This window comes from Thioalkalivibrio sp. ALR17-21 (assembly GCF_000420185.1).
Lineage (GTDB): Bacteria > Pseudomonadota > Gammaproteobacteria > Ectothiorhodospirales > Ectothiorhodospiraceae > Thioalkalivibrio > Thioalkalivibrio halophilus.
On sequence record NZ_ATUL01000030.1, the window covers coordinates 1 to 19,254 of the forward strand.

Annotated in this window: 20 protein-coding genes; 11 read left to right on the top strand and 9 right to left on the bottom strand. The window is 68.3% G+C overall.

Translation table 11 applies throughout. The annotated features are described in order from the left end of the window. The 8 genes from G020_RS0112850 to G020_RS0112885 all read left to right on the top strand — a co-directional run. Positions 1–783 (top strand): GTP 3',8-cyclase MoaA (locus G020_RS0112850; RefSeq protein WP_024329884.1); only part of this gene is annotated, 783 nt, incomplete at its 5' end. A 144-nt stretch (positions 784–927) separates the two neighbouring features. Then, on the top strand, positions 928–2,223 hold the full coding sequence (locus tag G020_RS0112855; protein ID WP_024329885.1) for a TlpA disulfide reductase family protein: 1,296 nt from the start codon (positions 928–930) through the stop codon (positions 2,221–2,223). Between the two features lie 22 nt (positions 2,224–2,245). Next, a complete protein-coding gene (locus G020_RS0112860; RefSeq protein WP_024329886.1) occupies positions 2,246–4,789 on the top strand; it encodes an ABC transporter substrate-binding protein in 2,544 nt (847 codons plus the stop codon). Then, positions 4,782–5,894: an ABC transporter permease gene (locus G020_RS0112865; RefSeq protein ID WP_024329887.1), complete on the top strand. Its 1,113-nt coding sequence runs from the start codon at positions 4,782–4,784 to the stop codon at positions 5,892–5,894. Before G020_RS0112860 ends, G020_RS0112865 begins: the two co-directional genes overlap by 8 nt. Next, positions 5,891–7,225, top strand: coding sequence for an ABC transporter permease (locus G020_RS0112870; RefSeq protein ID WP_024329888.1), 1,335 nt, complete (start codon positions 5,891–5,893; stop codon positions 7,223–7,225). The genes G020_RS0112865 and G020_RS0112870 overlap by 4 nt, the downstream gene beginning before the upstream one ends. Next, positions 7,225–8,214: an ABC transporter ATP-binding protein gene (locus G020_RS0112875; protein ID WP_024329889.1), complete on the top strand. Its 990-nt coding sequence runs from the start codon at positions 7,225–7,227 to the stop codon at positions 8,212–8,214. The genes G020_RS0112870 and G020_RS0112875 overlap by 1 nt, the downstream gene beginning before the upstream one ends. Continuing rightward, a complete protein-coding gene (locus G020_RS0112880; RefSeq protein WP_024329890.1) occupies positions 8,211–9,209 on the top strand; it encodes an ABC transporter ATP-binding protein in 999 nt (332 codons plus the stop codon). The genes G020_RS0112875 and G020_RS0112880 overlap by 4 nt, the downstream gene beginning before the upstream one ends. Before the next feature lie 66 nt (positions 9,210–9,275). Then, entirely contained in the window at positions 9,276–9,662 is a 387-nt protein-coding gene (locus G020_RS0112885; protein ID WP_024329891.1) for a nucleotidyltransferase family protein, read from the top strand. A gap of 188 nt (positions 9,663–9,850) precedes the next feature. Here the strand turns inward: G020_RS0112885 and G020_RS0112895 are convergent, their stop codons facing one another. The 3 genes from G020_RS0112895 to G020_RS0112905 form a co-directional block, all read right to left on the bottom strand. Beyond that, positions 9,851–10,054 carry a DUF2892 domain-containing protein gene (locus G020_RS0112895; protein ID WP_024329892.1) on the bottom strand — a complete coding sequence of 68 codons (204 nt, stop codon included), beginning with the start codon at positions 10,052–10,054 and terminating at the stop codon, positions 9,851–9,853. A gap of 111 nt (positions 10,055–10,165) precedes the next feature. Continuing rightward, complete coding sequence (locus G020_RS0112900) at positions 10,166–10,369, bottom strand: DUF2892 domain-containing protein (protein WP_018946163.1); 204 nt, start codon at positions 10,367–10,369, stop codon at positions 10,166–10,168. Positions 10,370–10,450: 81 nt separating this feature from the next. Continuing rightward, positions 10,451–11,755 (bottom strand): citrate synthase, encoded by a 1,305-nt coding sequence (locus tag G020_RS0112905; RefSeq protein WP_024329893.1) that lies wholly within the window; start codon positions 11,753–11,755, stop codon positions 10,451–10,453. Positions 11,756–11,906: 151 nt separating this feature from the next. On the opposite strand from G020_RS0112905, the gene G020_RS0112910 reads away from it, so the two are divergent. The 3 genes from G020_RS0112910 (at position 11,907) to G020_RS0112920 (ending at position 14,156) form a co-directional block, all read left to right on the top strand. Then, complete coding sequence (locus G020_RS0112910) at positions 11,907–12,305, top strand: nucleotidyltransferase domain-containing protein (RefSeq protein ID WP_024329894.1); 399 nt, start codon at positions 11,907–11,909, stop codon at positions 12,303–12,305. A gap of 109 nt (positions 12,306–12,414) precedes the next feature. Beyond that, positions 12,415–13,647, top strand: coding sequence for an AAA family ATPase (locus G020_RS0112915; protein WP_024329895.1), 1,233 nt, complete (start codon positions 12,415–12,417; stop codon positions 13,645–13,647). Continuing rightward, on the top strand, positions 13,644–14,156 hold the full coding sequence (locus G020_RS0112920) for a hypothetical protein (protein ID WP_024329896.1): 513 nt from the start codon (positions 13,644–13,646) through the stop codon (positions 14,154–14,156). The genes G020_RS0112915 and G020_RS0112920 overlap by 4 nt, the downstream gene beginning before the upstream one ends. A gap of 19 nt (positions 14,157–14,175) precedes the next feature. Here G020_RS0112920 and G020_RS0112925 read toward each other — a convergent pair whose 3' ends face one another. From G020_RS0112925 to G020_RS0112950, 6 genes are all read right to left on the bottom strand, one after another. Next, entirely contained in the window at positions 14,176–15,135 is a 960-nt protein-coding gene (locus tag G020_RS0112925) for a GGDEF domain-containing protein (protein ID WP_024329897.1), read from the bottom strand. Positions 15,136–15,179: 44 nt separating this feature from the next. After that, positions 15,180–16,658 (bottom strand): FAD-linked oxidase C-terminal domain-containing protein, encoded by a 1,479-nt coding sequence (locus tag G020_RS0112930; protein WP_024329898.1) that lies wholly within the window; start codon positions 16,656–16,658, stop codon positions 15,180–15,182. A 58-nt stretch (positions 16,659–16,716) separates the two neighbouring features. After that, complete coding sequence (locus tag G020_RS0112935) at positions 16,717–17,529, bottom strand: creatininase family protein (protein ID WP_024329899.1); 813 nt, start codon at positions 17,527–17,529, stop codon at positions 16,717–16,719. Next, positions 17,516–18,316 carry an FkbM family methyltransferase gene (locus G020_RS0112940; protein ID WP_024329900.1) on the bottom strand — a complete coding sequence of 267 codons (801 nt, stop codon included), beginning with the start codon at positions 18,314–18,316 and terminating at the stop codon, positions 17,516–17,518. The genes G020_RS0112935 and G020_RS0112940 overlap by 14 nt, the downstream gene beginning before the upstream one ends. Positions 18,317–18,386: 70 nt before the next feature. Further along, positions 18,387–18,890: a hypothetical protein gene (locus G020_RS0112945; RefSeq protein WP_024329901.1), complete on the bottom strand. Its 504-nt coding sequence runs from the start codon at positions 18,888–18,890 to the stop codon at positions 18,387–18,389. After that, the gene (locus tag G020_RS0112950; RefSeq protein WP_024329902.1) at positions 18,881–19,183 is read right to left on the bottom strand and encodes a nucleotidyltransferase domain-containing protein; all 303 of its coding nucleotides are present in this window, start codon (positions 19,181–19,183) and stop codon (positions 18,881–18,883) included. The genes G020_RS0112945 and G020_RS0112950 overlap by 10 nt, the downstream gene beginning before the upstream one ends. Positions 19,184–19,254 lie beyond the last annotated feature (71 nt).

Sequence of the window (19,254 nt, forward strand, 5' to 3'; positions counted from 1 at the left end):
ACCGGCGGCGAACCGCTGGTGCGTCACGGCCTCCCGGATCTGGCGGCGCGGCTGAACGCCCTGCCGGGCATCGACGACATCTCGCTGTCCACCAATGCGGTGCGTCTGGCGAAGCACGCCGACGCGCTGGCCGCGGGCGGGGTCGGGCGCATCAACGTGAGCCTGGACACCCTGCGCGCGGAGGTCTTCAAGGACGTGACCGGCGGCAAGCTGGAGAAGGTGATCGACGGGCTGATGGCGGCGAAGCGCGCCGGGCTGGACCCGATCAAGATCAACATGGTGGTGATGGGCGGCATCAACGATACTGAGGTCGGCGACATGGTCGACTTCTGCATCGAGCACGGTTTCACCCTGCGTTTCATCGAGACCATGCCGGTGGGCGACACCGGGCGCGCGGCAAACGAAGGCCACTACGTGAACCTGCAGGACGTGCGCCGCGACCTGGAGCAGCGTTTCGAGCTGATCCCCGGGGTGATGCCCGGCGGCGGCCCGGCGCGCTATGTGCAGGTGGCGGGCACGGACATCCGCATCGGCTTCATCACGCCGATCTCGCAGCACTTCTGCGACACCTGCAACCGCGTGCGGCTGTCGGTGGACGGCACCATCCATACCTGTCTGGGCAACGAGCACAGCCTGGCGCTGCGCCCGCGGCTGCGTGACGGCTGCAGCGATGCCGAACTGGAAGCCGCGATCCTCGAGGCGATCGCGCTCAAGCCCGAGCGCCACGAGTTCAACGAGCGCCCGGAGAAGGTCATGCGCTTCATGTCCATGACCGGGGGGTGATCTCCCGCTGACGCTCGGGGGGCGGCCCCGCCCGGCCATTGCAAGGCGACGGGCCATGTCGGATGATCGGATCCTGCCCGGGGAAGCGGACGGGCCCCGGGTGCGTCTTTCCCGCGGTGGATCCTTTCTTTCGCGAGGTTCAATGTGCGGTCGATTCCGTGGTCCCGGACGGGGCGTGCGCTGTTGTGGCTGGTCTTTCTCCTTCTGCCGTCGGGCCTGCTGGCCGACGGCGCGGCGAAGGAGTTCACCATCGAACTGGATGGCGGGGATCTCCTGGAGGTAGAGACCCTCGGCGAGGCCGAAGGCACGGGTCCGCTGTTCATCTGGCTGATCCCGGCGGCCGAGGAGCTGGATGCCCCGCGCGAGCTGCTGGGCGAACTGGTGGAGCAGGGCGCCACGGTGTGGGTGGTGGACCTGCTCGATTCGCTGTTGCTGGAACGCGCCAGTTCCACCGTGCGCGGGCTGGAGGGCAAGCCCGCCGCGGCGCTGCTGGAGCAGGCCGGGGCGCAGGGTTATGCCCCGGTGACGCTGGTGGCCTCCGACCGCATGGGCGTGCCCGCGCTGCGCGGGCTGCGCGAATGGCAGGCGGCGACCGACGATCCGGATGCCGTGGCCGGCGCGATCCTGCTGTTCCCCAATCTGTATCGCGGCACCCCTGCCGCCGGCGATGACCCGGAGCTGTTCGGGATCGTGGACGCAACCAACATGCCGGTGGCGGTGTTCCAGCCCGCCGACGGGGCCCATGCGGCCCGCCTGCCGGAACTGATGCGGCATCTGTACGCGGCCGGCAGCCCGGCGCTGGCGCGCATCATCGCCGGCGAGCGCGACTACTACATGCGCCCCGACGAGGCGGGCAGTGACGCGGTCGGGCGAACCCCGCAGCAGCTGCTTTCGACGGCGCGCGTGCTGGCGGGCCTGCCGCGCCCGGGACAGGTCGCCGAACTGGACGAGGAACGCGACCAGCCGCTGGGCAGCGAGCACGGGATGGTCGAGCGCGAGCCCGAGGAGCCTCCCGGCTACGAGCTGACCGCCGCGCGCGGCGAGACCCACCGGCTGGAGGATCGTGCCGGTCAGGTGACGCTGGTGAACTTCTGGGCCAGCTGGTGCCCGCCCTGCGTGCACGAGATCCCGTCGATGAACCGCCTCGAAGGCTCGTATGACGAGGACGAGTTCGCGATCGTGTCGATCAATTTCCGCGAGTCGCCCGAGCACATCCTGGAATTCATGGAAGAGGTCGAGGTCGATTTCCCGGTGCTGATGGACGAGGATGGGGCGGTCTCGCAGGAATGGGGCGTGTTCGCCTTCCCCAGCTCGTTCCTGCTGGACCGCGAGGGCCGGGTGCGGTATTCCGTGAACGAGGCCATCGAGTGGGACACCGACGAGGTGCGTGAAGTGATCGACGAGCTGCGCGACGAACCCACCCCCGACGCCACGCCCTGAGCCCGTATCCCGAGGAGATCCCTTGTTCGATCTGCGCCGCCTGCTGCCCCTGTTGATCCTCGCCCTGCTGGCCGTGGCGATTGCGGGGACCCTGTGGATGGGCGGCCGCGGCGTCGACCAGGGCGCGGCGCCGACCGTGCAGCCGGGCGATGCCTCCGAGCGCCGCGGCGCACTGGTGGACGAGGTGGTGTTCACCGTGGAATCCGACCCCGGCCGCATCACTGCGCTGATCGAACGGGGGTCGCATCATTTGTTCGGCCAGGGGCTGGATTCGGCCTCGCTGTTCCGCCAGATCCAGGCTTCGCCCGCGGTGGGGCACCATTTCTCGCGCGGTTCGGTGGCCGAACTCACGCTGAATCCGGCCGAGTTCGAGGACGGCCAGTTGAACCCCTTCGCCGATCGCGGGATCCGCGAGGCGATGAACTGGCTGGTGGATCGCAGCCATATTGCGGAAGAGCTCTACGGCGGGCTCGCCACGCCGCGTTATCTCCCGCTGAACACCGCCTTTCCGGACTACGCACGCCTGGCCGGACCGGCGCGCGAGCTCGAGATCCGTTACCGCCACGATGCCGAACGCGCGCGCCGGGTGATCGGCGAACGCATGGAGGCCCTGGGCGCGGAACAGCGCGACGGTCGCTGGTTCCATGACGACGCGCCCGTGAGCATTCGGGTGCTGATCCGCACCGAGGACAACCGCGAGCGGGTGGGCGACTACGTGGCCAACCGGCTGGAGGACCTCGGCTTCGAGACCGAGCGGCTGTACCGCACCGCGGACGAGGCGACGCGCCTGTGGATCGCCAGTGATCCTGCCGCCGGCCGCTGGCACGTGTATACCGGCGGCTGGATATCCACGGTCATCAACCGCGATGTCGGCGGCGACTTCAACTATTACTACACCCCCCGCGGGCGACCGGACCCCCTGTGGCAGGCCTACGATCCCGATCCGGAGCTGGATGAACTGGCCGAGCGTCTGGAGCGCCGCGAGTACCAGTCCGTGGAGGAGCGCGAGGAGCTGATGGGGCGCGCGCTGGAGCTGGCCATGAAGGATTCGGTGCGCATCTGGCTGGTGGATCAGCAAAGCGTCTGGCCGCATGCCGCGAACCTCGAGGTGGCGGTGGATCTGGCCGGCGGCGTGACTGGCTCCGGCCTGTGGCCCTATACCCTGCGTTTCCGCGACGGCCTGGGCGGGCGCGTGGTGGTCGGCACGCCCAGCATGCTGACCGAGCCCTGGAACCCGGTGGCCGGTTCCAACTGGATCTTCGATCAGATGATCCTGCGTTCCCTGTCGGACCCGGCGGCGCTGGCCGATCCGTTCACCGGGCTCTACCGGCCCCAGCGCATCGCGCGCGCCCGGGTCACGGTGGAAGAGGACGCGCCGGTCGGGCGCACGCTGGACTGGGTGGAGCTGGAGAGTGTGGAGCGCATCGAGGTGCCCGGCGATGCCTGGCTGCGCTGGGACGCCGCAGAAGGGCGCAAGGTGACGGTGGACGAGGCCGAACCGGAGGGCCTGACGGCGCGTTCGCGTACCGAGATCGAATTCCACGACGGGTACCTGGATCGCTACTGGCACGATGGTTCCCGGGTCTCCGTCGCCGACATGATCCTGCCGTGGATCCTGACCTTCGAACGTGCCGACGAGGACAGCGCGCTGTTCGATCCGGGGCACGTACCCACGTTTTCGGTCTATGAGCGCCATTTCCGCGGCTGGCGCATCACGGATACCGACCCGCTGACGGTGGAGGTCTACAGCGATCAGGTGTTCCCGGATGCGGAGAACCTGGTGGCCAACCGTGTGCCCGCCACCCAGCCCTGGCATGTGCTGGGGCTGGGGGTCGAGGCCGAGCGCCAGGGCGATCTGGCCTTTTCCACCGGTCAGGCCGACCGGCGCGGCGTGGAGCAGACCAACCTGGTGGGCGGGCCGGCGCTGGAGATCCTGCGCGACTACCTGCGCGCGGCGCGCGCGGCGGAGCGGCTGCCGTTCGAGGAGACCCTGAGCGAGTGGGTCGATCCGGAGGAGATCCGCGAACGCTACGCGGCGCTGGAGCAGTGGCAGGCCGAACGCGGGCATTTCTGGGTCGGCGACGGGCCGTTCTATCTGCACCGTGTGCGCGCGGTGGAGGGCAGTCTGGTGCTGCGCCGCTTCGAGGACTTCCCCGATCCGGCGGACAAGTGGCTGCGCTTTGCGGAGCCGCGGATCCCCGAGGTCAGCGTGGACGGCCCGCTGATCGCCGAGCTGGGCGAGGCGGTCAGTCTGGATCTCGACATCCGTTTTGGCGGCGAGCCGTATCCGCATGAGGACATCGACGAGGTGCGCTGGATGCTGTTCGATGGCGACGACCGCCTCGCGCGGCGCGGCGAACTGGAGCCGGATGCGGAAGGGCGCTGGCGCCTGCATCTGGATGCGGAGATCCTCGACGCACTGGGTACCGGGGCCAACAGCCTGGAGTTCGCGGTGACCGCGACGCCGGTCGCCCTGCCGGCCTTTGCCACCCATGCGTTCGCCACGGTGCCAGGCGGACGGATGCCGCAACCACGGGCCGATCCAGCGGAGGAAGGCGATGACTGACGGGGCCATCAATGCCGCCCGGCGCGGCTGGCTGCGCGATCTGCGCCGCCTTGCCGTGTTTACCGGCAAGCGCCTGCTGGCGTTGCTGGTGACGGTGCTGATCGGGGTCTACCTGACCATCGTGATCGCCAACATGGGCGGGCAGGTGGATGACCTGCGGCTGGCGCAGATCGAGACTACGGCGGCCGAAGCGGTGCGTGCGGATCCGGCGTTCCATGATCTGCCCTCCGATGAGCGGACCGAGCTGGTCGAGCAGCAGGTGGCGCTGGAAGTGGAGCGCCTGCGCCTGGACGAGCCCTTCATCTGGCGCAGCTTCGACTACCTCTATCAGGCGATGATCCTCGATCTCGGACGGGCCGAGGAGATGCATTCCGACGCCGGCTCGCGCCAGGTCTTCAATATCATCGCCGAACGCCTGCCGGCCACCCTGCTGCTGTTCGGCACCGCCAACCTGCTGGTGTTCTTCGTGGCGGTGTTTGCCGCACTGGGGCTGTCGCGGCGCTACGGCTCGGCGCTGGATCAGAGCGTCATCGGGCTGGCACCCAGCTCGGCTGCGCCGGGCTGGTTCTACGGCATCTTCCTGATTCTGCTGCTGGCGTTCATCTGGCCGCTGTTCCCGGCGGGGGGCATGGTCGCCGTGCCGCCGCCGGAGGACGGCTGGGCCTATGCGGCCTCGGTGCTCCGGCACATGGCGCTGCCGGTGCTGGCGATGTTCATCTCGCAGATCTTCATCTCGATCTATTCCTGGCGCACCTTCTTCCTGATCCACTCCAGCGAGGACTACGTGGAGATGGCACGCGCCAAGGGGCTGCCGGATCGCCTGATCGAACAGCGCTACATCCTGCGGCCCACGCTGTCGCCCATCGTGACCAGTTTCCTGCTGATGCTGATCGGGCTGTGGAGCGGCGCGATCATCCTCGAACAGGTGTTCAACTGGCCGGGTCTGGGCACGCTGCTGTTCGAGGCCATCGGCCATCGCGACACCCCGGTGATCATCGGATCGGTGGTGATCTTCGCCTATCTGCTGGCCATTACCGTGTTCGTGCTGGACTTCCTCTACGCCATCCTCGATCCGCGCGTGCGCATTGAAGGAGGCCGTTCATGAGCCCCTGGATCGAGGGCCTGCGTCGGCTGCGACGCTATCCGTCGGCGGTGGCGGGGATGCTGATCATCCTCGCCCTGCTGGGCACGGCGATCTACGCGGTCACCGCCATCCCGTACAGCGAGGCGCAGAAGCTCTGGCGCGGCGGCGAGGTCTGGCAGGATCTGCCGGTGAATGCCGCACCGGTGTGGACGGACCGGCTGTTCGGAGGCAACGCGCCGCGCACCGTGAAGGCCGGGAGCGAGGCGGCCGAGCGGGAATTCGCGGCCTTCGACGGCGGACGCATCGAGGAGCAGACCCTGCGCTTCGACTTCCCCTATGACGATTTCCCGGGGGAGATCAACCTGTTCCTGCAGGCCGAGTTCGAGCAGCGGCCGCCGTTCGTGCGCATGAGCTGGCACCGGCCCGACGGCAGCGAGGTGCCGCTGGGGTCGCGCCGGGTCAGCGCGCAGGAGCGGGTGTCCATCTCCCAGGACCGGGTCCTGGAAGACCGCCTCGGGCATGCGCCGCAGATCGGGCTGTTCAGCGATGCCGAGCCCGGCGATGCGAGCCCCGGGGTCCTGCCGGGGAGCTACGAACTGGTGCTGGAAACCGTGCATTTCGAGCCCGAAGGCCGCATGGACGCCGAACTGGTGGCCTACGGGCAGGTGCACGGCGCGTTCGGCACCGACCACCAGCGCCGCGACCTGTCCGTGGCCCTGCTGTGGGGTACGCCGGTGGCGCTGGCGTTCGGGCTGATCGCCGCGGTGGGTACGACCATCACCACCCTGATCATTGCCGCCGCCGGGGTGTGGTACGGCGGCTGGGTGGATGCCGCGATCCAGCGCCTGACCGAGGTCAACATCATCCTGCCGCTGCTGCCCATCCTGGTGATGGTGGGCACGCTGTATTCCACCAGCATCTGGCTGATGCTGGGCGTGGTCGTGGCCCTGGGGATCTTCTCCGCCGGGATCAAGATGTACCGCGCGATGCTGCTGCCGATCCGCCAGGCCCCGTACATCGAGGCGGCGCGCGCCTACGGGGCCAGCAGCCCGCGGATCGTGCTGCGCTACATGGTGCCGCGCATCCTGCCGGTGCTGATCCCTACGTTCGTGACCCTGATCCCGACCTACGTCTTCCTCGAGGCCTCGCTGGCGGTGCTGGGCCTGGGGGATCCCGTGCTGCCGACCTGGGGCAAGGTGCTGCACGACGCCCAGGCGCAGTCGGCCCTGTACCACGGGTTCTATTACTGGGTGGTGAGCCCCGCGGCGCTGCTGATGCTGACCGGACTGGGTTTCGCCATGCTCGGTTTCGCCCTGGATCGCGTGTTCAATCCCCGGCTGAGGAACCTGTGATGGCGGTGACGGCCAATCCCGACAGCCCGCTGCTGGAGATCGAGGACCTGCGGATGCAGTACCGCACCGAGCAGGGCCCGGTGAACGCGGTCGACGGGGTCAATCTGGAGATCCGCCGCAACGAGGCGCTGGTGGTGCTGGGCGAGTCCGGCTGCGGCAAATCCTCGCTGGCGAAGGTGCTGCTGCGCACCCTGCCGCGCAATGCCGGGCGACCCACCGGCCAGGTACGCCTGGACGGGCGCGACGTGCTGGGCCTGTCCGAGGAACGCTTCCGCCGCGAGGTGCGGTGGACCCGCATCGCGCTGGTGATGCAGGCCGCGATGAATGCGCTGAACCCGGTGGTGCGGGTGGGCGAACAGGTCGCCGAGCCGCTGCTCATCCATCGGGGGTGGTCGCGGCGGGCGGCCATGGCCCGTGCGGCCGAGGCATTCGAGGAGGTCGGCATCGCCACGGACTTCCTGCAGCGTTATCCGCACGAGCTGTCCGGCGGCATGCGCCAGCGCGCGGTGCTGGCGATGGCGCTGGTAACCGACCCCGACCTGGTGATCCTCGACGAGCCCACTTCGGCGCTGGATGTGCTCACCCAGGCCTCGATCATGAACGTGCTCAAGCGCATCAAGCGCGATCGCGGCACCAGCTTCGTGCTGATCACCCACGACGTGGCCACCTCCAGCGAACTGGCCGACCGCGTCGCCCTGATGTATGCCGGGCAGGTGGTGGAGGAGGCGTCCGCCGAGGCCTTCTTCACCGCCCCGGCGCATCCGTATTCGCAGATGCTCATGGCCTCGGTGCCGCGGCTGCGCCAGGAAGAACCGCCGGTGCCCATTCCCGGGCGCCCGCCCAGCCTGCAGGATCCGCCCGCCGGCTGCCGCTTCGCCGCGCGTTGCCCGCGACGTTTCGAGCGCTGCGCCGAGGACCCGGCGGTGTTCCACCCGGATGCGCGCCATCGCGTGCGCTGCTGGCTGCATGACGCGGGAGGGACCGGATGAATACCCGTGCTCAACAGGAACCGCTGCTGGTCGCCGACGACCTGCAGACCCACTTCGAGCTGCGCCAGTGGGGCTTCATTCGTACCGGGACCGTGCGCGCGGTGGATGGCGTGCGCTTCACCCTGGATGCCGGCGAGGCGGCCGCGGTGGTGGGCGAGTCCGGCTGCGGCAAGTCGTCGCTCGCGCGCACCCTGCTGGGGCTCAACCGGTCCACCGGCGGGGCCGTGCGCTTCGCGGGACAGTCGCTGGCCGATCTGAAGGGAGCCGCCCTGAAGGAATACCGCGCCCGGGTGGGCTACGTGCAGCAGGATCCCTACGGGGCCCTGCCGCCGTTCATGGACATCCGCCGGGCGCTGGAGGAACCGCTGATCGTGCACGGCATCGGCCCGCGCGCGGAGCGCGAACGGCGCATCGACGCCGCGCTGGAGGAGGTCGGGCTGACCCCGGCGGCCGAGATGCGCGGCAAGTTCCCGCATCAGCTGTCCGGCGGGCAGCAGCAACGGGTGGTGATCGCCCGCGCCCTGCTGCTGCGGCCGAAGCTGATCATCGCCGACGAACCGGTGTCGATGCTGGACGCCTCGGTGCGGGTGGAGATCCTCGACCTGCTGCATCGGGTACAGCGCGAGCACGACATCGCGCTGCTCTACATCACCCACGACCTGTCTACCGTGCGCCACTACGCCGGGCGGGTGATGGTGATGTACGCCGGCCGCATCGTGGAGCAGGCGCCGGTGGACGCGCTGCTGGACGCCCCGCAGCACCCCTACACCGAGGCGTTGCTGTCTGCGCTGGCCGACCCCGACCCCGCCAACGCGCGGCAGATGCGCGAGATCCCCGGCGGCGAGGCCCCCAGCCTGGTCAGCCCGCCGCCGGGCTGTCGCTTCCACCCCCGCTGCCCGCAGGCCATGGCCGGCGTCTGCGAGACCCGCGACCCGCCCGATTTCCGCCCCGCGCCGGACCACCGCGCCGCCTGCTGGCTGCGCGAACCGGAGTAAACGGCGCTCTCCGCCCGGGGGCTGCTACCATGATTCCTGCATTGAATCTCGCAACGGAGCAGGACCATGACGGAACCGACGGTACTGCGTCGCGCCCTTGAAGACCTCGACGGACTGGACTTCGTGGTACTGATCGACAGTCGCGCGAGGGGCGAGGCGCACGAGCAAAGCGACTGGGACCTGGCCGTGCGGTGGTCGGACGCCCCTGATGATGCCCTGGACGCTTTCGCGCGGGACGAGTCCCTGCGTCGCCGGATTGCGGCCGCGTTGGGCACCCACGACGATCGGGTCGACATCGTCAATCTGGAGCGGGCCGGACTGGCCATGCGCGCCGTGGTCGCCGAGGAGGGTATTCCGGTGATCGGCGAGGATCGACCGCCATGGGCGTGGTTCCTGACACGTACCTGGCGCGAGCTGGAGTTCCGGGAATGGGAGCGCGAGCATGCAGCTTGAGCTCTATCTCCAGGAAGTGCGGCATCTGGCCGGCCGCCAGAGGGCCGTGCTGGACGAGGCCGCCGAACGCCTCCGGCCCCGGTCCTGAAGCCCGAGCCTCTGAACGAAAAAGGGCCCGGACGGTGACGTCCGGGCCCTTTTGTGCGCCCGCCGGTCGGGGCGGGCGCGAGGTGTCTGCCGGGCTGGCCTCAGCTGAAGGCTTCGCCGGGCTTCACGCCCATGGCCTTGAGGATCATGGCCAGCGGGCAAAAGCCGGTGAAGGCGGACTGCAGCAGGTTGAGGCCGACAAAGCCGGTCAGCAGCAGCCACAGCGGGCTGAACTGCCACGCCAGAATGGCGCTGATGATGATGACGGTGCCGGCAAAGGCCATAACGATGCGGTCAATACTCATGGGGTGTTCTCTCCTGGTGAAGCATTAGTGTTTATTAATATGAGCGCTCGCGCCCGCAAACACAAGGGGGGCGGGGTTCTGCCCGGCGACCCGGCGGTGGAGCAACCGACTTCAGCGAAAGATCTCGCCGGGTTTCAGTCCCGTCGATTTCAGGATCTTCACCAGGGGGCAGAAGCCGGTGAAGGAGGCCTGGATCAGATGCACGCCAATGAATACGGCAAGCAGCAGCCACCACGGACTGGCTGCCCAGGTCAGCAGGGCGCTGATCAGGACCACGATACCGGCAAACAGCATGAAAAACCGATCGGTGGACATGGGTCGTTCCTCCCTTGTGTCCGACACATGTCCTGTACATAGCACCTGCCCGTCGCTTCGACAAGCCCGCTCCGGACAAGGCTAGCGCTCCTCGATCGGCCGGTACTCCCGTTCGGGGTAACCCGTGTAGAGCTGACGCGGGCGGCCGATGCGCGATTCGGGGTCCTGCATCATCTCGTTCCAGTGCGAGATCCAGCCTACCGTGCGGGCCAGGGCGAAGATCACGGTGAACATGTTCAGGGGGATTCCCATCGCGCGCAGGATGATGCCGGAGTAGAAGTCGACGTTGGGGTAGAGCTTGCGCTCGATGAAGTAGTCGTCCTCCATCGCGATGCGCTCCAGCTCCATGGCCACGTCGAACAGCGGCTGGTTGTCGGCGCCCATGTCGCCCATCTCTTCCAGCAGTTCGTGGCACATCTTGCGGATGATCTTCGCGCGCGGGTCATAGTTCTTGTACACCCGGTGGCCGAAGCCCATCAGGCGGAAGGAGTCGTTCTTGTCCTTGGCGCGCGCGACGAAGTCCTCGACGCTCTTGTCGGAGTTCACGATCTCCTCGAGCATGCGGATGACCTTCTCGTTCGCGCCGCCGTGCAGCGGGCCCCACAGCGAGGCGATGCCGGCCGAGATCGCGGCGAACGGATTGGCCTCGGAGGAGCCGGACAGGCGCACGGTGGAGGTCGAGGCGTTCTGCTCGTGGTCGGCGTGCAGGATCAGGATCAGGTCCAGCGCGCGCACGAACACCGGGTTCGGCTGGTAGGGCTCGCTGGGCACGCCGAACATCATCGACAGGAAGTTGGCCGTGTAGGACAGGTTGTTGTCCGGGTACATGAACGGCTGGCCGTTGGCGTACTTGTACGACCAGGCGGCGATGGTCGGCATCTTGGAGATCAGCCGGTGCGCGGCGATGCGCCGGTGCTCCGGGTTATGCACGTCCACGTTGTCGTGGTAGAAGGCCGACAGCGCTCCGACCACGCCCACCATGATCGCCATCGGGTGCGCGTCGTGGCGGAAGCCGTCGAAGAAGCGGCGCACCGCCTCGTGCAGCATCGAGTGCTCCTTGATGATGCGCGAGAAGTCGTGCAGCTCGTCGGAGGACGGCAGGTCGCCGTTGAGCAGCAGATAGCACACCTCCAGATAGGTGCTCTGGCCGGCAAGCTGCTCGATCGGGTAGCCGCGATAGAGCAGGGTGCCGGCGTCGCCGTCGATGAAGGTGACGTCCGAGCGACAGCTGGCGGTCGACATGAACCCCGGATCGTAGGTGAAGTAGCCGAGCTCCTTGTACAGCGCGCGGATGTCGATGCAGTTGGGCCCGTGCGAACCCTCCTGCAGCGGCAGCTCGATGCTCTTGCCGGTGGAGTTGTCGGTCAGCGTGACGGTCTTGCTCATGGAACGGCCTCGCGTGGAATCGATGATGGCGACCAGACCCGAATGGTAAACCAATCGTTCCGCGGCCACAGCCGCAAGGGAAGCACCCGTACATGAAAGCGACTCGAGCGCGAGCGTGCACATGGTTCGGCGTTTCCCTAGAATCCGGGACATGGACCGAGATGCCGAACACCAGCGCCTGCAGGGCGTGCTGCAGACCCACCCCGAGCTGGAGCTGGTGATGCTGTTCGGCTCGCTGGCCCGCGGCACCGCGACCGTCGACAGCGATCTCGACATTGCCGTGAGCGCCGGGACCTCACTGGACGTGGAGGCGCGTATCCGGCTCATCGACGAGCTGGCCCTGGCCGCCGGTCGCCCCGTCGACCTTGTCGATCTCACCCGCGCCGGCGAGCCGCTGCTCGGGCAGATCATGACCACCGGCGTGCGCCTGTGGGGCAGTGACGAGGCCCAGGCCCGCTTCCTGACCCGCCATCTGTTCGATCAGGCCGATTTCCTGCCGTACCGTGATCGCATCCTCGCCGCGCGGAGGGATGCATGGATCAACGGGTAATCGAACAGAAACTGGAGACCCTGCGCTACTGCGTCGAGCGCGCGGCCCCGTCCGGCGGGGGCTATGTCGCTGGGGCAAATCGACTCCTTAACACCGGGAATACCTTGCCGTGAGACTGCAGCTGGCGACGTTTGACAATTTTCGCCTGTGGGAGCGGCTCGAAGTTGAACTGGGCTCGCGATTGACTCTCCTGATGGGCGAGAACGGTTCCGGGAAGACGGCCATACTGGATGGTGTCGCCATCGGGCTTGGCGAGATCCTGAAGCATCTTCCCGGGGTCACGGGCATTGATTTCAGAAAAAGAGGCGAGATTCATCAAAGCGGCAACCGGGTGCGGCCCTATACGCGGGTGACGCTGAAAAGCACCATCCCGGGGCTGGAATGGGAACGGGTTCAGCGTCGGGATCGAAGCCGCACCACGGCGGCTGCCGTCCCGACCGGTCCCGGAGTTCGGTCCCTGCGCAACCATCTGGACGAGAAGGTGATTGACCCCTCGCAGGAGGACCGGGATTTCGAGATGCCGGTCGTGGCCTACTACGGCGTGTCCCGTGCCGTGCTCGATATTCCGTTGCGGCGCCGCAACTTCCCTACCGATTACAGTCGATTCGATGCCCTGGTGGGTGCCCTGGAGGCCAGCACCCGGTTCAAGTCGGCTTTCGCGTGGTTCTATTTCAAGGAAAACGAGGAACATACAAGGCAGAAGGCTGCCCGCAGCTTCGACGTGACCCTGCCGGAACTCGATGCGGTGCGTCGGGCCATCACCCGCGTGTTCCCCGATCTGTCCAACCCGCGGATCGAGGTCAATCCCTTGCGGCTGGCGGTCGACAAGGAAGGCGAGACCTTTGATATCGCGCAGCTGAGTGACGGTTACCAGACCCTCCTCGGGCTGATCATGGACCTGGCCGCTCGTATGGCCATGGCCAACCCGGATCAGGACGATCCACTGGCTGCGGAAGCCGTGGTGATGATTGACGAGGTGGATCTGCATCTGCATCCGGCGTGGCAGCGTCGTGTCGTGGGTGACCTGCTGGCCACGTTCCCCCGCACCCAGTTCATCCTGACAACCCACAGCCCCTATATCGTCGAGGCCTTGAACAACCACCTGCAGCGATATCGGATCGAGGGGCTGGTGCGTGATGACGGGGAGGCGGAGGTCCGGGATTTGATGGCGCTGGATCCGGCGGACGTTGCGGCCTATGGCATGCAGGGGCGCGAGGCGGTTGAGCTGCTGGACGGGTCTTCCGGACTTCTGGATGACCGGTTGCTGCAGCATTTCAACGAGATCAATCAGCTCTATGACCGTATGCGGGATATCGAGTGGGAGCATGGGGGGGAGGCATGACGTCCGGCTACGCGGATCAATGTAGCTGCCGGCGCATGCGGGCACATCAGCCCTCCACGCTCTGTGCGGATCAGTACACCTTTGCCGAGAATGGCAAACAGGTTCGTTACGCGCCGCGTCAGCAGGAGGAAACCCGGGCCATCGTCCTGGATGGCTGTGTCTTTAACGACAACGAGATGCGCTGCGATGGCCTGTTCCTCTGGTGGGAGGTTCGCGGGGGGCGGAAGGTTGCTGCGCTGGTCGAATTGAAGGGTGCCGGTGATATTTCGCACGGCTTCGAACAGTTGGCGCATGTGCGCAGCCAGCGTCCGGAGTATCAGGAAATGGTCTCGAGCCTTAACAAGGAGGCTCCCGGTCGACGGGCCTTTGAAAGAGCCGTGATTGTGACCAGCGGCCAGATGACCAAGCCCGAGCGTGTGCGCCTCGAAACGCAGTACGGGATTCGTGTGAGAGTGATTACGCACAGCGTGCCTACCCGTCCCGTTCCGGACCTGCGGGACGAGTTCTGAAGGACTTGTGACGCCTGATTCAGCGGGTGTGGCGCTGGCGCAGGAGATCGCGTTCGGCGAGGTGGGGAGTGTGCTGCAGGCCCTCGCCCGGGTGGCGCAGGGCGCGGCCGGTTTCGATGGCGGGGTGATGGTCCCGCAGGGCCGTGCGGATCTCGGCGTGGCGTCGTTCCAGGGCGTCGGGGCCGGTGTCCACCAGCAGCAGGCCGAACCGGTTGCCGGCGATACGCGCCACACGGTCGCCGGGGAGCAGCAGGCCCTGCAGGATCGGTCCGAGTTTCGCCAGCAGCCGGTCGCCCTGGCCGATGCCCGCGTCCCGGTTGATGGGCTCCAGATCGGTGACCTCCGCGAGGACCACCGCGCAGGGCTGCCCGTTGCGCTGGCAGCGTTCTTCCTCGCCCTCCAGGGCCATGTCCCATCCGCGCCGGTTCAGGGTGCCGCTCACCGGATCGGAGCCGGGCAGCAGGGCCGTGGCCTGGCGTTCGCGGTCGAGGATGTCGTTTTCGCGCTGCAGGGCCAGCAGGTGGCCCGCGGTGTCGGCCAGGGCCTTCAGGGCGGTGTGGCGGTCGTGGAGCTGCGGGTCCACGGGCTCGGGATGCACGCCGCACAAAGTGCCGAACAGGTTCCCGTCGCGGTCGTGCAGCGGAAAACCGACATAGGCGCCCACCGGGAGCTGGTGGTTCACCGGCGCGTCGCGATAGACCGGGATCCCGCTCGTATCCGGGGCGATGGACGGGGCGTCGCCGCAGGCCATGTGGATGCAGCAGGAGCCGTGCCAGTCGAGGACGACGCCCGGGGCGATCGTGTCGCCCTGATCCAGGACGTGCAGGATGATCCAGTCGCGTCCTTCGACCCGGGTCAGCAGCCAGGTGTCCAGCGGGGCTATGGCGTACAGCGCGTCCATCAGCGAACGGACGGCGCCGGAGAAGGCGTCGGTGCCGGGCTCGGTGTGCTGCGGGGGGCGGGGATTCGGGGCTTCCATGCGCGGATTCCGGGTCGGGTTGTCAGGGGGAACGGCCGTGATGATCAGAACCGGGGCAGGTCCGGGTGCGGTGGCTGCGCCGAACGCACGTGCTGGCGGCCGAATTCGGCGCAGCGCGCCAGGGTGGGTACGGCCTTGCCGGGGTTCAACAGACCCCGCGGTTCGAATGCGCGGCGCAGGGCGTGGAACTGCTCCAGCTCGGCGGAGGCGAACTGCACGCACATGCCGTCCAGCTTTTCCACCCCCACGCCGTGCTCGCCGGTGACCGTGCCGCCCACCGCCACGCACAGCTCCAGGATCGCCTCGCCGAAGGCCTCGGCGGTCTCGATCTGGCCCGGCTGGCTGGCGTCGTAGAGGATCAGCGGGTGCAGGTTGCCGTCGCCGGCGTGGAACACGTTGCACACGCCCAGCCCGTGTTCGGCGGAGAGTGCCTCGATGCGTTCGAGCACGTGCCCGAGCTGGTGGCGCGGGATGGTGCCGTCCATGCAGTAGTAGTCGGGCGAGATGCGGCCGGCGGCGGGGAAGGCGGCCTTGCGCCCGGCCCAGAAGCGCGCGCGCTCGGCATCGTCCTGCGCGGTGCGGACCTCGCGGGCGCCCAGCTCCAGCAGCTTCTCGCGCACGAACATCACGCTCTCGGAGACCTCGCTGTTGCTGCCGTCCAGCTCGCACAGCAGGATGGCCGCGGCATCCACCGGATAGCCGGCATGGACGAAGTCCTCGGCGGCGCGGATCGCGGCGTTGTCCATCATCTCCAGGCCCGCGGGGATCAGCCCGGCGGCGATGATCCCGGCCACCGCGGCGCCGGCGGTCTCCACGTCGTCGAAGCTCGCCATCAGCACCTGGGTGCGTTCCGGGCGCGGCAGCAGACGCACGGTGACCTCGGTGACGATCCCCAGCATGCCCTCGGAGCCGATCAGGAAGGCCAGCAGGTCCAGGCCCTCGGTGTCCAGGGTCCTGCCGCCGACGCGGATGACTTCGCCGTCCAGGGTCACGAACTCCAGTCCGGTCACGTTGTGGACCGTGAGGCCGTATTTCAGGCAGTGCACGCCGCCGGCGTTCTCGGCCACGTTGCCGCCGATGGAGCAGGCGATCTGCGACGAGGGGTCGGGGGCGTAGTACAGCCCGGCCGGGGCCGCGGCCTCGGAGATCGCGAGGTTGCGCACGCCCGGCTGGACCACCGCGCAGCGGTTGTCGGCGTCGATCTCGAGGATGCGGTTGAAGCGTGCCATCGACAGCAGCAGGCCCTCGGCGCTGGGCAGCGCGCCCCCGGACAGCCCGGTGCCGGCACCGCGCGGCACCACCGGCACGCCGTGCTCGCGGCAGGCCGTCAGGCACAGCTGGAGTTGTTCCATGCTGGCGGGCAGGGCGACCGCGCCGGGGACCTCGCGAAAGGCCGAGAGGCCGTCGCATTCGTAGGCACGGCGCTCGCTTTCCTCGACGATCAGGGCCTCTGGCGGCAGCTGCTCGCGCAGGCTCTCGATCACGGCGGCCAGGCCGGCCTGCGGGGTCGTTACGGTACTCATGCCCGCGATGGTAGACCGTTGCCTGCCGGCCGGGACAATTCCGCAGTTTCCGGAGGGCTCACGCGAGCCGGTCCAGGGGGAAGGCGCGGGCGTCGCGCAGGGCGGCGGCCAGGTGGGTGGCGTAGTGGTCCACCAGGGCCGCGCCCTCGGCGGCGGTGGCCGCTGCCGCATCCCCGGTGGTCCCGGCGGGGTTGAGGTCGCCGGCCAGCCACGCAAAGCCGGCCGGGCCCTCCGGGCGCAGGACCTCCAGCGACGCCTCCAGCTCCTCGCCCAGCGATCCCGCGTGGCGGGCCTCGGCGTCGTGTACGCTGGCGGGCGCCAGATGGCGCATCATCGCCGTCTCGATGCGCCCGCCGTGCAGGCCATGGCGGCATTCCGCGGCCGGAATGCCGGCCTGCGCTGGCGGATCCTGGAGAAAGTAATGATGGCGCACGATCAGCATGCGGTGGCGGCGCCGCAGTTCCAGCGCCGCGGTGTCGGCCACCGCCCGGTTGCCGCCGTGGCTGTTGTGCAGCACCAGGCGGCGCACGCCGGCGCCGGCCACGGCCCGGCCGGTTTCCACCAGTACGCGGATGGCGGTCTCCGGTGTCAGGCTCAGGGTGCCGGCGAAGCGGGCGTGCTCGGGGCTGGCCAGGATCGCCAGCGGCGGCAGGGTCAGCAGGGGGAAATCCGCGGGAAGCTGCGCCCACGCCGCCTGCAGCAGGCCCTCGCCGATGCGCAGGTCGGTGTCCAGTGGCAGATGCGGCCCGTGCTGTTCGATGGCCGCCAGCGGCAGCACGGCCACCGGGTCGCGGCCGGCCAGTTCGGCGGCCTCGGCGGTGGTCAGGTCCTGCCAGCGGGGCAGGGGGCGGGGCGCGTCAGGATCGGGCATGCGGCATGCGCAGGCGGGCGTAGAGATCGCCGGAGCCGTAATCCGCGGCGTGGGCCTCCAGCCACAGCCGCACCCGACCCCGGTCCTGCCAGCGGGCGAAGCGGTACTCGCGCTGCTCGCCGGCGATCACGTTGAATTCGTAGTCGCCCAGCTCGGCCAGGCGCTCCATGCCGGCAATGGCAATGTCCAGCGCGCCAGCGACGAACTCCAGCGACAGCGCCGGGATCGGCTGCGACAGCCCGGACAGAACCTCGACTTCATAGCCTTCGACGTCGATCTTGCAGAATGCCGGCAGACCGTATTCGGCGATCAGATCGTCGAGGGTGATGACCGGCACCTGCAAATGATCTTCCCAGCGCACGCCCCGAAAACCGTCGTTGCGCCGTGGCAGCTCGTCAGTCCAGCGCTGCGACAGCGTGGAGACCGTGGGAGTCCGGTGGCTGATGTATAGGTCGGCCGTGCCGGGTTCGGCGCCCACCGCCTCGCCGCGCACGGTCACGTTGCGCCGCCGGCCGGGGCCGCGCTCGAGCCAGCGGCGCAGCACGGGCTGCGGCTCGACCGCGATCACCTGTCCGCCGAGGCGGGAGAAGGCCAGCGTGCGATCCCCCAGATGGGCGCCGATGTCGAACACCCGGTCGTCGCGCCCGATGAACGGACGGTACAGCCGGCGCAGGGCCCGCTGGCGCCCGGGGCGCCGGTAGATCGCCAGCGAGCGCAGCAGGCCCAGGGTAGCGTTCAGCCGCTCGCGCGCGGCCGGAGACGGGTCGGGATTCGGGGGCGCGTCCATGCTCCCCAGCTTAGGGAAACGCGAATCCATGTGCACGCCCGCCCGGTCCTGTTCGCCTGCAAGCAGGCTCCTACGGGCGCGCAGCGGCAGGGTCGGGAGCGTCCGGCAGCAGATCCTGCGCGGCCCGTTCCAGACGGTCGCGCGTTTGTTCCAGCAGGGCCACGAGTTCGAGCGCCCGCTGCAGTGCCTCGGCGAACTCCTCCGGGTCGCGCATGTATTCATGGACCAGGCGGTTGCGGAGGTTGCGGGCCTCCATCCAGTCGTCGATGGAATCCAGGTGTCCAAGACGCTCCATGCGACTCAGGTTGTCGAGGGCGGGGCCTACATGTTCCAGCCAGTGTCGCAGGAGCTCCGGGACCAGTTTGTCGCCAAGGGTGTCCTGCAACCGACCGAAGCGCGCCACGAACGCATCCAGGCGTTCGGAAAGCTCCGGCTGGTCCTCGAGACCGGCAACCCAGTCGGCGGAGATGGGTTCGGATGCCAGTCGGTCAACGGTCTGGCGCAGGTGTCGGGCCTCCTTGCGTGTGGTCTCCAGCAGAAACTTCAGTCGTTCCGGATCCGGGTTCAGTGCCACAGGACAACCCCCTGTTCGCGCGCACGGTCGTGGATGGGCTGGTGCCGGGTATTGGGATCGACGATGAGGACGTCGATGTGCTGATCGCCGAGCGCCCTTTGCAGGAGAGCCGTGTAGCGGGCTGCCATCGCCGCCCGGTTTTCCAGCGGGCGCGGCGTTTCCACCAGCAGGTCGATATCGCCCCCGCGGGCCGCATCGTCGACGCGCGATCCGAACAGATAAACGGTACAGTCCCCGAACAGTTCGCGGGCCGTGTTGTGGATCGTTTTACGCTGGTCTTCGCTCAATCGCATCGTGGTCCTCCGGGTCCCGGATGGGATTGTAGGCCGAGTACGGGCCGGAACGCTCGGGGGCGGGGCCGGTC

Coding starts and splice junctions, on each gene's coding strand:
- G020_RS0112900 (WP_018946163.1), bottom strand. CDS start 10,369: ATGTCCACCGATCGGTTTTTCATGCTGTTTGCCGGTATCGTGGTCCTG.
- G020_RS0112885 (WP_024329891.1), top strand. CDS start 9,276: ATGACGGAACCGACGGTACTGCGTCGCGCCCTTGAAGACCTCGACGGA.
- G020_RS0112925 (WP_024329897.1), bottom strand. CDS start 15,135: ATGGAAGCCCCGAATCCCCGCCCCCCGCAGCACACCGAGCCCGGCACC.
- G020_RS0112880 (WP_024329890.1), top strand. CDS start 8,211: ATGAATACCCGTGCTCAACAGGAACCGCTGCTGGTCGCCGACGACCTG.
- G020_RS0112905 (WP_024329893.1), bottom strand. CDS start 11,755: ATGAGCAAGACCGTCACGCTGACCGACAACTCCACCGGCAAGAGCATC.
- G020_RS0112865 (WP_024329887.1), top strand. CDS start 4,782: ATGACTGACGGGGCCATCAATGCCGCCCGGCGCGGCTGGCTGCGCGAT.
- G020_RS0112920 (WP_024329896.1), top strand. CDS start 13,644: ATGACGTCCGGCTACGCGGATCAATGTAGCTGCCGGCGCATGCGGGCA.
- G020_RS0112910 (WP_024329894.1), top strand. CDS start 11,907: ATGGACCGAGATGCCGAACACCAGCGCCTGCAGGGCGTGCTGCAGACC.
- G020_RS0112930 (WP_024329898.1), bottom strand. CDS start 16,658: ATGAGTACCGTAACGACCCCGCAGGCCGGCCTGGCCGCCGTGATCGAG.
- G020_RS0112895 (WP_024329892.1), bottom strand. CDS start 10,054: ATGAGTATTGACCGCATCGTTATGGCCTTTGCCGGCACCGTCATCATC.
- G020_RS0112935 (WP_024329899.1), bottom strand. CDS start 17,529: ATGCCCGATCCTGACGCGCCCCGCCCCCTGCCCCGCTGGCAGGACCTG.
- G020_RS0112940 (WP_024329900.1), bottom strand. CDS start 18,316: ATGGACGCGCCCCCGAATCCCGACCCGTCTCCGGCCGCGCGCGAGCGG.
- G020_RS0112875 (WP_024329889.1), top strand. CDS start 7,225: ATGGCGGTGACGGCCAATCCCGACAGCCCGCTGCTGGAGATCGAGGAC.
- G020_RS0112870 (WP_024329888.1), top strand. CDS start 5,891: ATGAGCCCCTGGATCGAGGGCCTGCGTCGGCTGCGACGCTATCCGTCG.
- G020_RS0112950 (WP_024329902.1), bottom strand. CDS start 19,183: ATGCGATTGAGCGAAGACCAGCGTAAAACGATCCACAACACGGCCCGC.